This is a genomic window from Pseudomonas sp. NFACC13-1, assembly GCF_900104425.1.
GTDB lineage: Bacteria > Pseudomonadota > Gammaproteobacteria > Pseudomonadales > Pseudomonadaceae > Aquipseudomonas > Aquipseudomonas fluorescens_AA.
Map to the genome: position 1 here is coordinate 1 of NZ_FMXV01000052.1, position 15,291 is coordinate 15,291.

General features: G+C 65.9%; 2 protein-coding genes. Both read right to left on the bottom strand.

Annotated elements, in window-relative coordinates; translation table 11 throughout:
- Window positions 1-9,589: non-ribosomal peptide synthetase (locus BLQ55_RS30650; RefSeq protein WP_092259424.1), on the bottom strand; the 9,589-nt coding region annotated here is incomplete at its 3' end.
- 4 nt (window positions 9,590-9,593) lie between these two features.
- Window positions 9,594-15,291: non-ribosomal peptide synthetase (locus BLQ55_RS30655; RefSeq protein WP_143011813.1), on the bottom strand; the 5,698-nt coding region annotated here is incomplete at its 5' end.

Below are 15,291 nucleotides of genomic sequence, written 5' to 3' on the forward strand. Positions count from 1 at the left end.
GGTGGGCCGGGTCGATGGGCACGTAGGCGGCGCCGGCCTTGAGCACGCCGAGCAGGCCGACGATCATGTCCAGGCTGCGTTCGGCACAGATCGCCACGCGCTGATCGGGTTCGACGCCCAGTTCGAGCAACTGTCGAGCCAGGTGGTTGGCGCGACGGTTGAGCTGGCGGTAGGTCAGTTGCTGCTGTTCGCAGACCAGGGCCACGGCGTCGGGGTTGGCTTGGACCTGGGCTTCGAACAGGTTCTGGATCGGTTGTGCCGTGCCGAAATCCGTGGCGGTGTGGTTGAAGTCCGCCAGCAGCAATTGCCGCTCGGTGTCGGGGAGCACGTCCAGATCGCTGGCGAGGCGTTCGGGGGCCTGTTCAAGGGCTTCGACCAGCGCGGCCACGGCTTGGGCGAGGTAGGCGGCGATGCGTTGCGGGTCGATGCCGGTGATGGATTGGGCGGTCAGGGAGAAGCCGCTGCCCACATTCGCCACGGCAATTTCAATGGGGTAGTTGGTACGGGTTTCGGAGGCGATGAAATGCATGCCTTCGTGGTTGCCCATGTCTGCGACGTTTTCCCCGGACGCGTTCACCAGGTCGCCATGGCGGCAGTTGAGGATCACGGTGAACAGTGGCAGCGACGTATCCACGGCACTGCAACGCTGGGCCAGGGCCAGGGACGCCTGTTCGTGGGTCAGTAGCTCACTGAGTTGCTGATAGGCGTCGCGGACAATGTCGCTGACGGTGTTCTGCTGCAAGCGAATGCGCATCGGCAAGGTGTTGATGAACATCCCCAGTGCATGGTCGGCCCCGGCGGTGCCTTGGGAACGCCCCGACAACACTGTGCCGAAAATCCCGTCGTCGCGCCCGCTGGTGGCCGCGACGACCAGGCCCCAGGCCGCATGGAACAGCACTGAGGTCGGGACCCCTTGAGTGCGTGCGGTTCGATACACCTGGGCGCTGAGATCGTCGCTCAAATGTTTCACCGCACGCTTGATCCCCGCACCGTTGCCCCGTACATCGAGCACACCATAAGGCGCGGTGGTGGCATCCACATCGGCCAGCAAGTGACGGAAGTAGGCTTCGTGGTCGGCCTGGGGCACGCTGGCGGCCCGGGCGATGAAGTTACGGTACGGTTGGGAGGGTGGCAGGCTCTCGGCCTGGCCGGCCATCACGGCCTGGATCTCCAGCATGATCAGGCGCAGGGTCACGTTATCGCTGATCAGGTGATGGTCGAGCAATGCCAGCAGCCATTGTGCCCGGGGTTCGTCGTAGGTGACGTACGCCGCGATCAACGGGGCCCGTTGCAAGTCCAGTCGCAGATGATGCGTGTCCGTATGGTCCCGGAGAACCTGCAAGGCGTCTTCGCCGGGCGAGCAGTCCAAGGTCATGACGGGCAGTTGCGCCTGGCGATGAACGACCTGCACCGGCTGCGACAAGCCGTGCCAGCGCAACGCGGTACGCAGGATGTCGTGGCGGTCGATCACCACCTGTACGGCGGCCAGGAAGTCGTCGAGCACCTGGCGACGATCGAATGTCACCACGGTGCGCATCAGGTAGGCGTCGCCTTCGGCCTGCAACAAGTGGTGGAACAGAATGCCTTCCTGCAACGATGACAGGGGGTAGATGTCTTGCACATTGCCGGCGCCACCGGGGACGTCGGCGACGATTTGCTCGATTTCCTGTTGGCTCAGGGTCACCAGCGGCAACATCTGTGGGACGATCGCCGTGCAATCGGCGGGGATCAGGTTCGCGGGGACCACCTGTTGGGTGGTGCCGCCACCGGCGAGGACGGCGGCCATGGCTTGGAGTGTCGGCGCCGAGAAGACCGTGCGCACATCCAGTTGCAGACCCGCCTGACGCAGGTGTTCGATCAGGCTGATGACCAGGAACGAGTGGCCGCCGAGTTCGAAGAAGTGATCCTGACGGCCCACTCGTTCAACCCCGAGCAACGTCTGCCAGGCGCTGGCCAGGGTCATTTCGATTTCCCCCAGCGGTGCTTCGTAGTGCTGGCTCGCGGTGGCAGCCAAGTCCGGTGCCGGCAGAGCCGCGCGGTCGAGCTTGCCGTTGGTGGTCAGTGGCCAGGCCTCCAGGGTCACGAAAGCACTGGGCACCATATGTTCGGCCAGTACGCTGGCCAGCTGGCTGCGCAAGGCCGAGGAGTCCGGGGCAGTCCCTTCATGGGCGATCAGGTAGGCCACCAGGCGTTTGTCGCCGGGGCGGTCTTCACGCACGATCACCAGCGCCTCGCGGACATCGGCGCAATCGAGCAGTTGCGCTTCGATTTCCCCCAGCTCGATACGGAAGCCGCGGATCTTGATCTGCGAGTCGTTGCGGCCCACGTAGACCACGCCGCCATCGGCGCGGTAGCGAGCGATGTCGCCGGTGCGATACAACCTTGCGCCGGGTTCCATGGCGAACGGATCGGGGATGAATCGTTCGGCATTCAGCGCCTCGCGATTGAGGTAATGCCGGGCCACACCGGCACCGCCGATGTAGATCTCGCCGTTGACCCCCACCGGCACCGGTTGCCGGTACTCGTCGAGAATACGCAGGCACAGGTCCGGCAGTGGCGGGCCGATCAGGCTTGGCGCGCCGGTGTCGATTTCCACCTGGCTGATCGGGTAGTAAGTGGCATGTACGGTGATTTCGGTGATCCCGTACATGTTGACCAGACGGGTACGCGCCAACGTTGTGCGTGCGGTCCAGGGGCGCAGGCTGCGGAAATCCAGCGCCTCGCCGCCGAAGATCACTTCGCGCAGGGTATGCTCCTGGTCGCTGCGCTCGCGGGCCTCGATGAACTGGCGGAAGGCGCTCGGCGTCTGGTTCAGGATCGTGACGCGCTGCTGGCAGACCAGGGCATAGAAATCATCGGGGGAACGGGCCACGTCGCTCGGGACGATCACCAACTTGCCGCCGTAACTCAAGGCGCCCCAGATTTCCCAGACCGAGAAGTCGAAGGCGAAGGAGTGAAACAGCGTCCACACGTCGTTTTGGTCGAAGTCGAACAACCCGGCGGTGGCATCGAACAGCCGTGCGACATTGCCGTGTTCCACCAGCACGCCCTTGGGCAGCCCGGTGGACCCCGAGGTGTAGATGACGTAGGCCAGGTGCCGCGGCGTCAGGCCCAGCGCCCTGGCTTCGAGGTTGTGGTCCAGGGACACGTCCGTCAGGTCGTCTGCGGCGACGTAATCCTTGAGGTTCACCACCGGCACGGCATGCTTGGGCAGCACGGCGAGGCAGTCAGGCTGGGCCAGCAAGGCCACCGGGGTGCTGTCGTCGAGCAGGTAGCCGAGGCGTTCGCTGGGGTAGGCTGGATCCAGTGGCACGTAGGCGGCACCGGCCTTGAGCACGGCCAGCACCGCGCAGACCATTTCCACCCCGCGGCGGGCCAGGATCGCTACCCGGTCATCGGGCCGTACGCCTTGGGCGAGCAGTTCACGGGCGATGCGGTTGGCGCGGCGGTTGAGTGCCTGATAGCTCAGTTCGCGTTCGCCCAGGACCAGGGCGGTGGCGTGGGGCTGGGCGGCGGCGACCTGTTCGAAGCGCTGATGAATCAGCAGTTGCGCCGCGAACACGGCTTTGGGCGGCAGCGTGGCTGGCGAGGCCTGGCGCTGTGCCGGGGTGAGCAACGGCAGGGCGAGCACCGGCTGCGCGGGGTCCTCGATCATGGCTTCAAGCAGGGTCTGGAAGTGCTGGGCGAAGCGTTCCACGGTGCGATGGTCGAACAGGTCGCTGGCGTATTCGATCACGCCGCCCAGCGTGCCGCCGTCATCGTCCAGTGTCAGCATCAGGTCGAACTGCGAGGTTTCATGGGCCTGGGCCACGGGGACCAGGGTCAGGCCGGGCAGGCTCAGTTCAACGCCGCCAGGGGTATTGTTGAGCGACAGGGCGACCTGGCACAGCGGGTTGTGGCTCAGGGAACGCGGTGGTTGCAAGGCTTCGATGACTTGCTCGAAAGGAATGTCCTGATGTTCGTGGGCCGCCAGGGTGGTGTGTTTGATCTGCTCCAGCAACTGCGCCACGCTCGGGTTTTGCCCAAGGTCTACCCGCAGGGCCAGGGTGTTGACGAAGAAGCCGATCAGGTTTTCGGTTTCGGTACGGCCACGGTTGGCCGTCGGTACGCCGATCACGACGTCTGGTTCGTTGCCCAGGCGTGCCATGAGCACCGACCAGGCACTGAGCAACGCCATGAACAGGGTGACGTTGTGTGCCTGGCAAAAACGTTCCAGGCGTTCGCGCAACGGCGCAGCGATGTTCACCCTGACGTCGCCACCCCGGTAGCTTTGTACCACCGGGCGGGGGCGATCGGTGGGCAAGGACAACAGCGCCGGCGCGCCGCCAAGCTGCTCACGCCAGAAGTCGGCCTGGTGGCTCAGGCGTTCGCTGTCGAGGACCTGGCGCTGCCAGGCGGCGTAGTCGGCATATTGAACCGACAGCGCGGGCAGCGGATCGGCCTGGTGTTGACTGAAGGCTCGATAAAGAGCGGCGAACTCCTTGACCAGGACACCCACCGACCAGCCGTCGGAGATGATGTGATGCTGGGTGATGAGCAGCATGTGTTCGTCGTCGGCCAGGCGCAACAGACGCCCACGAATCAGCGGTCCCTGGCGCAGATCGAACGGCGCCGTGGCCTCGCTGTCGGCGATGCGAGAGGCGCTGATGCTGGCCTGCTCGTAAGGCAGGCTGCGCAAATCCTGCTCGGCCAAGGCAAAGCCGCAGTCTGCGGGGGCGATAATCTGCACCGGTTGTTCGCCATGACGATCGAAGGTGGTCCGCAGGCTTTCGTGACGCGCCACCAAGCGGTCGAGGACAGCCTTGAGCACGGCGTGGTCGAGATCGCCGCGCAGCAGCAAGGACGCGGGCATGTGGTAAGCGGTGCTGGTGTTTGCATCGAGTTGGTCGAGAAACCACAGGCGTTGCTGGGAAAAGGACAGCGCCAACGGTGCGTTGCGGTCGGCGATGCCGATGGTCTCGGTGCTGACGGTCTGCAGGTCGCCGACGACCCGCGCCAGTTCCTCCACGGTGGGATGACTGAACAGTTCGCGCAGCATGAGTTCGCCGCCCAACTGCTGCCGCACCCGGGAAACCAGTTGCGCGGCCAGCAGCGAGTGCCCGCCCAATTCAAAGAAGCTGTCACTGCGGCCCACGCGTTCCAGACCCAGCAACTCCTGGAAAATCTGCGCCAGGGCCACTTCGACGGCACCTTCGGGCGCGGCATAACCGCGCTCGGACATGGCGTCCAGGTCCGGTGCCGGCAGTGCGTCCTGGTCCAGCTTGCCGTTGGCGGTGAGCGGGTAGGCCGGCAGACTGACAAAGGCACTTGGAATCATGTAGTCGGGCAGTGTCGCCCCCAACTGCTTGCGCAATGCCGCCACTTGCAGCACCGCGCCCGTCTCAGGGATCAGGTAGGCGATCAGGCGCTTGCCCTGGCTTGCGTCCTCGCGGGCCAATACCCGTGCTTCACGCACGCCGTCACAGGCCAGCAGCTTGGCTTCGATCTCCCCCAGTTCGATGCGGAAACCGCGAATCTTCACTTGGGCGTCGATCCGGCCCAGGTGAACGATTTCACCATTGTCCAGCAGCTTGCCCAGGTCTCCGGAGCGATACAACCGCTCGCCGGGCCGGAACGGGTCGCTAATGAAACGTTCGGCGCTCAGGGCCGGACGGTTCAGGTAGCCACGGCCCACACCCAGCCCGCCGACGCAGATTTCACCGGCCACACCCACCGGCAGCAGCCGTTGACGGGCGTCGAGCACGTAGGCCACGGTGGTCGGAATCGGCCGCCCGACATTGGAGACGCCGGCGGCGATGTCCGCCGCGCCAATGGCCTTGTAGGTCACGTGCACGCAGGTTTCGGTGATGCCGTACATGTTCACCAGCGCCACATGCCCGAAGGCACGGTGGAAGGCGTCGAGCTTGCCCAGTTCCAGGCTTTCCCCGCCGAAAATCACATAGCGCAAATGTTCCAGGCCCACCTGTGGCGTCGCCAGGGCTGCGGCGCTCAGTTGCAGGAACGCCGACGGTGTCTGGTTCAGCACCGTCACCTGTTCGCTTTCAAGGAAACCCAGCAGTTCCACCGGATCGCGGCGCAGGGCTTCGGGCACCAGGCTCAGGCGCGCGCCGTAGAGCAGGGCGCCGAAGATTTCCCAGACCGAGAAATCGAAGGCATTGGAGTGGAACAGCGACCAGACATCGTCGGCACTGAACTGGAAGTCCAGTCGATTGTTGTGCAGCAGGCGCACGACGTTGCGGTGTTCGAGCAACGCACCCTTGGGTTCCCCGGTGGAACCCGAGGTGTAGATCACGTAGCAGAGGTGGTCCGCGGCACTGAAGTTGGGCAGGTTGGCGGCGCTGACGCCGCTGTCCGTGGCGACATCGAAGACTTCGATGCCGAGGGCCTGCAACGCCGGACTCATGTCCTGGCGGGCGATGGCCTTGCGGGCGCCGCTGTCGCGCAGCACATAGGCGATGCGCTCCTGGGGCGAACTCGGATCGATGGGCACGTAGGCACCGCCGGCCTTGAGCACCGCCAGGGTGGCGACGATCATCTGTAGCGAGCGATCCAGGGCGATGGCCACCAGTTCCTGGGGCTGCACGCCGGCCGCACGCAGGCGGTGGGCGAGGCGGTTGGCCTGTTCGTTGAGCTGTCGATAGCTCAGGCGCTCCAGGCCCAGATTGACCGCGATGCGGTCCGGGTACTGCCGCACCTGTTCTTCGAAGAGCTGATGCAGGGTCAGGGTCTGGGGCCAGGCCGCTTCGCTGTCGTTGAAATCGAGGATCTGTCGCTGGCGTTCGGCGGCATCCAGCAGCGGAACGTCGTCGACCCGCTGCTGCGAATCCTCGACAAAAGCTTCCAGCAGGCGCACGTAATGGCGCATCAGCTGCTGGATGAATTCGGCGTCGAAGAATTCCGCGTTGTACGCCAGGTGCCCGGCCCAGTGTGATTCATCGGCCGTGATCAGCAGGTGCAGGTCGTTCTTGCCATAACCCAGGTTGGTCTCCAGCGTATTGACCGCCAGGCCCGCCACCAGCGTGTCGTGGTCGGTGGTGCGCTGGAAATTGAAGAGCACGTCGAACAGCGCGGTGCGGCTCATGTCCTTGGCCGGGTTGAGGGCCAGCACCAATTGGTCGAACTGCATGTGCCGGTGGCGCAGGCCCTGGGTCAGGTTGTTGGCGGTCTGTTCCCAAAGCTGTTGCAAAGTGGTGTCGCTGTCGCACAGGCCACGCATGACCAGCAGATTGTCCAGCGGCCCGACGACATCCCGCAGGGCCGGTTCACGGCAGGCGGCCGTGGTGCCGATCACCAGTTCATCGTGGCCGGCGTAGCGGCGCAACAGGGCGGTGAATGCGCTCAGGGCCAGGCTGTCGCTGCTCACGCCGACTTCCCGGGCCAGTGCTTCGAGGCGCCGCGCCAGCGCCGGCTCGAGGGTGAAACCGTGGGTGGCTTCGGCAAATACATGCACCGCCGCCCGAGGTCGATTCAGGGGCAGCTCCAGGGCTTGCAGTTTGCCGCGCAGTTGATAGGCCCAATAGGCCCGCAGGTTTTCCAGCACGGTGGCCGGCAGGTTGCGTTGCCAGGCGGCAAAGTCGCCATAGCCCAGCGGCAATGCCGGCAGGTCGGCGCTGCGCTCGGCGCAGGCGGCTTCGTAGAGGGCCAGCAGGTCGCGCTTGAGCAACTGCATGGCGCTGCGATCGGCCAGCAGATGGTGCACGGCGATGGCCAGGATCCCATGCTGATCGCTGGCCCGAACCAGGCTGGCCCGAACCAGGCTGCCGCCGTCCATGTTCAACGGGCGACGGGTCGCGGCCAGGGCCTGGCCCGGCAAGTCGTCGGGGTTGCCCTGGATCACTTCGAGCACCAGGCTGGCCGGGCCGTCGAAGTGTTGCCAGGCCCGGCTACCGTCGCTCAATACCCGGCAGCGCAGGATGTCGTGGCGGGCCAGCAAGCCGTCGAGGGCGGTTTGCAGGGCCGGTTGATTGATCTCGCCGGTCAACTCCAGCAGTAACGCAATGTTGTGATAGACCGGATTGGCGTCGTACAGGTAGCCGGTTTCGAAGGTATCGACGAACCACAGCCGCTCCTGGTGATAGGACAGCGGGGTCTGTCCTGGCCCGGAGACTTGTGCGGTGACCTCGGGCAGGGCTTGGGTCGGGTCCAGTTCCAGGGCACCGATACGGGTGTCGGGGGCGTCGGTAAAGCAGTGCAACAGGCGCTCGAAGCGCGCGGCGAGGCGTTCGATGGTGGCGGCGTCGAACAGCGCGGTGGAATACGACAGGCTGCAGGACAGGCTCGGGCCGCCTTCGTCGATGTGCAGGGACAGGTCGTGCTGGGTGTTGTCCTTGCGCGAGGGCAGGAACTCCAGGTTCAGCCCCGGCAACTGCAACTGGCCCCCGGCACCTGCGGCATTGGTGTAGAGCATGGTCTGGAACACGGGGCTGTAGCTGGCGCTGCGCGCAGGCTTGAGGGCCTCGACCACCAGTTCGAATGGGGTGTCCTGCTGGCTGGAGGACTCCAGCATCAATTGCTTGACCTGCTGCAGTACCTGGTCAAGGGTCGGGTTGGCTTCCAGGCGCACGCGCAGGGCCAGGGTGTTGACGAAGAACCCGATCAGCGCCTGTACGTCGTGGCGGTCGCGGTTGGCGGCGACGGTGCCGATCACCAGGTCCTGTTGACCGCTGATGCGGGCCAGCAAGACCGCCCAGGCAGCCATCAAGGTCATGAACGGCGTCGCGGCGCGGGACTGGGCGAACTGGACGATGGCGGCGGACAACGACGCCGGCAGGTCGAAGCCCAGGGTTTCGCCGCGGTAGCTCTGGACCGCCGGGCGCGCCCGGTCGGTCGGCAATGAAAGCAGCGCCGGGGCGCCGGCCAGGTGGGCGCGCCAGAATTCCACTTGTCGCTCCAAGCGCTCGCCTTCCAGGTGCTGGCGCTGCCAGGCCGCGTAGTCGGCGTACTGCCGGGTCAGCGGCTGCAGCGGGTCAGGCTGCCCCGCGCTGAATGCCTGATACAAGCTCGCGAATTCCTTGACCAGGATGCCAATGGACCAGCCGTCGGAGATGATGTGGTGCTGGGTGATCAGCAGCCGGTGCTCATCGTCCGCCAGGCGGAGCAGGGTGCCGCGGATCAGCGGCCCGCGCAGCAGGTCGAACGGCGCCGCGGCGGCGTTTTCACTCAGGTGCGCGGCCTCGGTTGCGGCCTGCTCCCGGGGCAGGTGTCGCAGGTCATGGGTCACGAGGCTGAAGCCGCAATCGGCCGGGGCGATGACTTGCACCGGCTGTTCGCCCTCGCGGCGGAAAGTGGTGCGCAGGCTTTCATGCCGCGCCACCAGGCGATCGAGGGCCGCCGTGAGGGCGGCCTGGTCGAGTGCACCTTGCAGCAACAACGAGGCAGGTATGTGATAGGCGGCGCTGGCGGTCGGGTCCAACTGGTCGAGAAACCACAGCCGCTGCTGGGCGAACGACAGCGCCAGCGGCGCGGTGCGGTCGACGCAGGGCATGTCGTCGGCAACGGTTTCGATGACACGCGTCGCGCCACGCTGCTTGAGCAGTCGCAGCAGGGCGGCACGTTTCAACTGGTCGAGACTATCGTTATGTTCGTTCAATTTATTAAGCATCCTTGGAGACGATAGCGAGCAGTTCGCTTTCAGACAGCGAAGCCATTTCTTGTTGCAGATCGAGCAATTCATCCGACTCGTACTGCGCCAGTTGCAGGGTGTTGATCAGGTCGGCCAGGGCCAGCAGCGAGGGGTGTTCGAACACGCCCCTGAGCGGCACCTCGACGCCGAAGATTTCCCGCGCCCGGAGCGTGACTTGCACCGCCAGCAGCGAGTGACCGCCGAGTTCGAAGAAGTCGTCGTGCCGACCGATGCGTTCCAGGCCCAGCAGGTCGGCCCAGAGCTGTGCCAGCAGCGTCTCGGTTTCACCGTTGGGCGCTTCGTACTGGCGGCGGGCAAAGTCTTCATTGCCGGGTGCGGGCAGGGCACGCCGGTCCAGCTTGCCATTGGGGCTCAATGGCAGCCGCTCGACCACCACGAACGCCGCCGGGACCATGTAGTCCGGCAACTGCGAAGTCAGGTAAGGCCGTAGCGTGCTGCTGGCATTACGGCCAGCCAGGTGCGGCTCGACGCTCAGGTAAGCCACCAGGCGCGTCGCCCCCGGGCTGTCTTCGCGAGCGATGACCGCGGCCTCGCGCACCCCCGGCAGGGTCAGCATCAGCGCCTCGATCTCACCGGGCTCGATACGGAAACCGCGGATCTTGACCTGCTGGTCGTTACGCCCGAGGAATTCGACCACCCCATCGGCGCGCAGGCGCACCAGGTCGCCGGTGCGGTACATCCGTGGTTCGTCGCCCGGGGCGAACGGGTCGCTGAGGAAGTGTTCGGCGTTCAGTGCCGCCCGGTCCAGGTAGCCGCGGGCAACCCCCGCGCCGCCCACGTACAGTTCGCCCGGCACGCCGAGCGGTACCGGCTGGCGCTGTTCATCGAGCACGTACAGGCGGCTGTTGGGAATCGCCCGTCCGATGGGCACCGTGCCCATGTCCGCGGCGGTGCAACGATGCACCGTGGTCCAGACGGTGGCTTCGGTGGGGCCGTACTCGTTGTACAAAGCGATCGCCGGTTCCAGCCCGCTACATGCCTGCACCAACTGCGCGGGACAGGCTTCGCCAGCGACGATCATCTCTTGCAGGCTGCCATGCCCGTTGCCGCTGGCAAGGCTTGCCAGCACCAGGCGGCCCAGGGACGGCACACACAGCAGCGAGGTGACGGCCTGTTCGCCAATGAAGCGGGCGATGGCCTCGGGGTCGCGGGCGGTTTCGGCATCCGGAATGCACAAGGTGCCGCCACTGACCAGCGTACCGAAAATCCCGGCCACGGAACTGTCGAAGGCAATCGACGACAAAAGCAGGAAGCGCTTGCCGGTAGCCGGTCCATATACCGTGCCCCGGGCCAGCGTCGAGGTCACCAGGTTGCGGTGCTCGATCATCACGCCCTTGGGCTTGCCGGTGGAGCCGGAGGTGTAGATCACATAGGCCAGGTGCTCTGGCGTCAGGCCGACGCTATCGGGTTGAGGATCGCGGCTGTTCGACGGTGTCGCCAGCGCCCGTTCTATGGCCAGGTAGCGAGTGCCTTCCTGCAATGTGCCCACGGCCGCGCGACCGACCGGGTCGGCCAGCAACAGGCGCGGCCTGGCGTCCTCGATAATCGAGGCCAGGCGCTCGGCGGGGTAGGTCGGGTCCAGCGGCACGTAGGCGCCCCCGGCTTTCAGGATACCCAGCAGGCCACTGATCATCGCCACGCCGCGTTCGACGCAGATGGCCACCAGGTCCCCCGGCAAGACTCCAGCCGCGATCAATTGCTGGGCGAGGCCGTTGGCCTGGGCATTGAGCTCGGCATAACTGAGGGATTGCCGGCCGTCGAGGGATGCACAGGCGTTTGGCGTGCGGCGAACCTGTTCTTCGAACAGCTGTTGAATGCACAGGCCAGTCGGGTAATCCACCTCGGTCTGGTTGAAGGTTTCCAGCAGCAGGGTGCGCTCCTGGGCAGGCAGCACGTCCAGTTGCGTGAGTGGGATCCGAGGCGTGTACATCAAGGCCTGGGCCAGTTGCTCCAGCGCCCGTTGCATCAGGGCGCAGATGCGCTGCGGGTCCACTGCCTGCACGCTTTGCACGGTCAGGCCCAGGGAATCGCCGTAGTCGTTGACCGACAGGGTCAGCGGGTAATTGGTCCGCTCGGCGCTGTCGAGGATGCGCATGCCGGGCCATTGCAGCTGGCTGTCGTCGCGCTGGTGCCGATAGTTGAGCAAGGTGGTGAACAGCGGCAAGGCACTGGGCACGCCACTGCAACGTTGGGCCAGGGCCAGGGAGGCCTGTTCGTGGGTCAGCAGTTCGACCAGGTCGCGGTGAGTGGCCAGCACCTGTTCCTGGGCGCCGGCGGTCAGTGGCACACGCACTGGCAACGTGTTGATGAACACGCCCAAGGCCCGTTCGGCCCCGGCCGAGCCTTGCAGGCGACCGGCGACCACGGTCCCGAACACCACATCATCGCGGCCGGTGCAGCGGGCCAGCACCTGCGCCCAGGCGACATGGAACAGCGTCGCCGGGGTGATGCCCCGCTCCCGGGCCAGGGCCCGCAGACGCAGGTTGAGCTCGACGCTCAACGTCACGCTGGCTTCCTCGATGTGACGGCCGTCGCCTTGTACCTCCAGCAGATCGAAGGGCGCGGTGGGTGCATCCACATCGGCCAGGCGGCGGCTGAAATAGGCTTCGTGGACGTCGGCGGGGACGGCCTGGGCCTGGGCAATGAAGTCACGATAGGGTTGCGGTGTCGCCAGGCGCTCGCCTTGGTCATGGAGGATCGCGTGGATTTCTTCCAGGACGATTTCCAAGGTCACGTGGTCGCTGGCCATGTGGTGGTTGAGCAGCGCCAGCATCCAGCGCTCGGAATGCGGATCCTGGGCGATGCAGGCACGCATCAGCGGCGCCTGGCGCAGATCCAGTCGCAGTTGCCGCGGATCGCTCAGGGCTTCGAGCTGGCTGAGCGGGTCCTTGTGGCTGTCGAGGGAGACACTGTGCACCGGCAAGCGCGCCTGGCGCTGTACGACCTGCACCGGTTGAGGCAAACCGTCCCAATGCACGCAGGTGCGCAGGATGTCGTGGCGATCGATCACCTGCTGCAAGGCGGCGGTGAAGGCATCGAGGCGCTGGCGGTTGTCGAACTGCAGCATCGAACGCACCAGGTAGGCGTCGCCTTCGTGCCCCAGCAGGTGATGGAACAGGATGCCCTGTTGCAGCGGTGCCAGGGGGTAGATGTCCTGGATGTTCGCGGCACCGCCAGGTACGGCGCCGACGATATGTTCGAGTTGGCCTGCGGTCAGCTCCACCAGCGGCAACATGTCCGGGGTCAGGGCCGTGCACGCGGGCGGAATGCGGTTGGCCGGTGCCTGGAACGCCGGTTGTGGGGCGCTCGTCAAGGCTTGGGCGAGTTCGGCCAGGGACGTGCTGCTGAAGATCGCCCGGACATCCGCGTGCAAGCCTTGTTCGCGCAGGCGTTCGATCAGGCTGACCGCCAGCAGCGAATGGCCGCCCAGCTCGAAGAAGCCGTCATGACGCCCGATGCGCTCGACCCCCAGCAAGGTTTGCCAGACCCCGGCAATGATCAGTTCGACGCGCCCCTCGGGTGCCTCGAAGGCCCGGCTGGCGTAGGCGTCCTGGTCCGGTTCGGGCAGGGCGCGGCGGTCGAGCTTGCCATTGGGCGTGAGCGGCAAGGTGTCGAGCACGACGAAGGCGCTGGGTACCATGTGCTCGGGCAGGCGCTTGAGCAGTTCGGTGCGCAATTGCCCGGCGGCGGCCGGTTCGCCACACAGGTAGGCAACCAGACGCTGGCCGGACGAGTGCTCGCGAGCGATGACGGCGGCTTCGCGTACACCCGCCAGTGCGGCGAGGGCGGCTTCGATCTCCCCCAGTTCGACCCGCAGGCCACGGATCTTCACCTGATCGTCATTGCGCCCCAGGTACTGCAAGGTGCCGTCATGCAACCAGCGGCCGAGGTCGCCGGTCTTGTACAGGCGTGCGTCGGCCTTGCCGTAGAACGGGTCGGCGATGAAGCGTTCGGCGCTGAGTTGCGGCAGGTTGAGGTAACCGCGGGCCACACCGAGACCGCCGATATGGATCTCGCCGGGCACACCCACTGGCAGCAGTTGCCCGTGGGCGTCCAGCACATGCAATTGCAGGTTGCGGACTGGCCGGCCAATGGGGATCGACTGGTGCCGGTAGGTCTCAAGGTCACTGTCGGCGGTGTACCAGGCGACCACGTCGCTGCACTCGGTCGGCCCGTAGCTGTTGATCACCGTCGGCCGTGGCTGGGCGAGTTTTTCCAGCATCGCGACCTGGATCGGCTCGCCCCCCAGGACCACCCGTTTCAGGCAGGCCAGGGCTTGCCCGTGGTCGGCGTCCACCAGTGAGTGGAAGGCGCTGGGCGACATATTGAGGTGGGTAATCCCGGCCTCGGCGACCTGGGCGACGATGGCACCGGGGTTGAAGGGTTCGGCGGCCAGGTGCAGCGAGGCCCCGACCATCAGCGGTGCGAGGATGTTCTTCTGGGTCAGGTCGAAGTTGTAGGAGGACGCCAGCAGCACCGCGTCGCCGGCGTGGAAAGCCAGGTCCTCGAGGTACCAGTCCAGCAGGTTGCGCAAGCCGCGATGTTCGACCATCACCCCTTTGGGCAAACCGGTGGAGCCGGAGGTGTAGATCACGTAGGCCAGGAGACTGAAACTCAGTCCCTTCACCTGAGGGTTGTGGGTCGGGGCCTGGGCCAGGGGCGCGCTGCCCAGTTCCAGCGTCGCCAGGCCTTGTGGCACCGGTAACTCGTCCAGGCCGGATTGGTGGACCAGGGCCCGCGGCTTGCTGTCGGCCAGCATGTGGGCCAGCCGTTGCGCCGGGTACTGCGGGTCGAGCGGCACATAGGCCGCGCCGGCTTTCAGGATACCCAGCAGGCCGATCAGCATGTGCGGGCTGCGGCGCGCGCACAGGCCGACGGTGTCGTCGGGCTGCACACCCAGTGCGATCAAACGGTGGGCGACGCGGTTGGCCTGGGCGTTGAGTTCGGCATAGCTCAGGGTCTCACCGGCGCAGACCAGCGCCACGGTGTCCGGGGTGAGGTTCGCCTGGGCCTCGAACACGACATGAGGGAAGCGGCTCGGGCTTTCGTCCAGGGCAGCACCGGCCGGGTTGAAGGTTTCCAACAGTTGCCGGCGCTGCGCGTCATCCAGCAACGGCAGGGTCGCCAGCGGTTGCGTCGCATCGTCGAGCAGGGCGTCGAGCAGGTGCAGCAGGTGCTGGCCCCAACGGGCGATGGTGCTTTCGTCGAACAGGTCGGTGGCGTATTCGAACTGGCCGCTGATGCAGTCGCCATCATCGTTGAGGGACAGGCTCACGTCGAACTGGGTGGTGCCGGTGGGCTGGGGCAGTGGGGCCAGGCTCAGGCCCGGCAATTCCAGGGCCTGGTCGCGCGGGGTGTTACCCAGCACCAGCATGGCCTGGAACAGCGGGCTGTGGCCGAGGCTGCGCTCCGGTTGCAAAGCTTCGACGACCTGTTCGAATGGCAGGTCCTGGTGGCTGTAGGCGTCGAGGGTGGTGGCCTTGATCTGTTCCAGCAACTGGTCGACGCGGCTGTGGGCCTGGACGTCGATGCGCAGGGCCAGGGTGTTGACGAAGAAGCCGATCAACGCCTCGGTTTCCCGGCGTGGGCGGTTGGCGACCGGTGTGCCGACCACCACCTGCGGCTGGTTGCTCAGGCGCGAGAGCAGG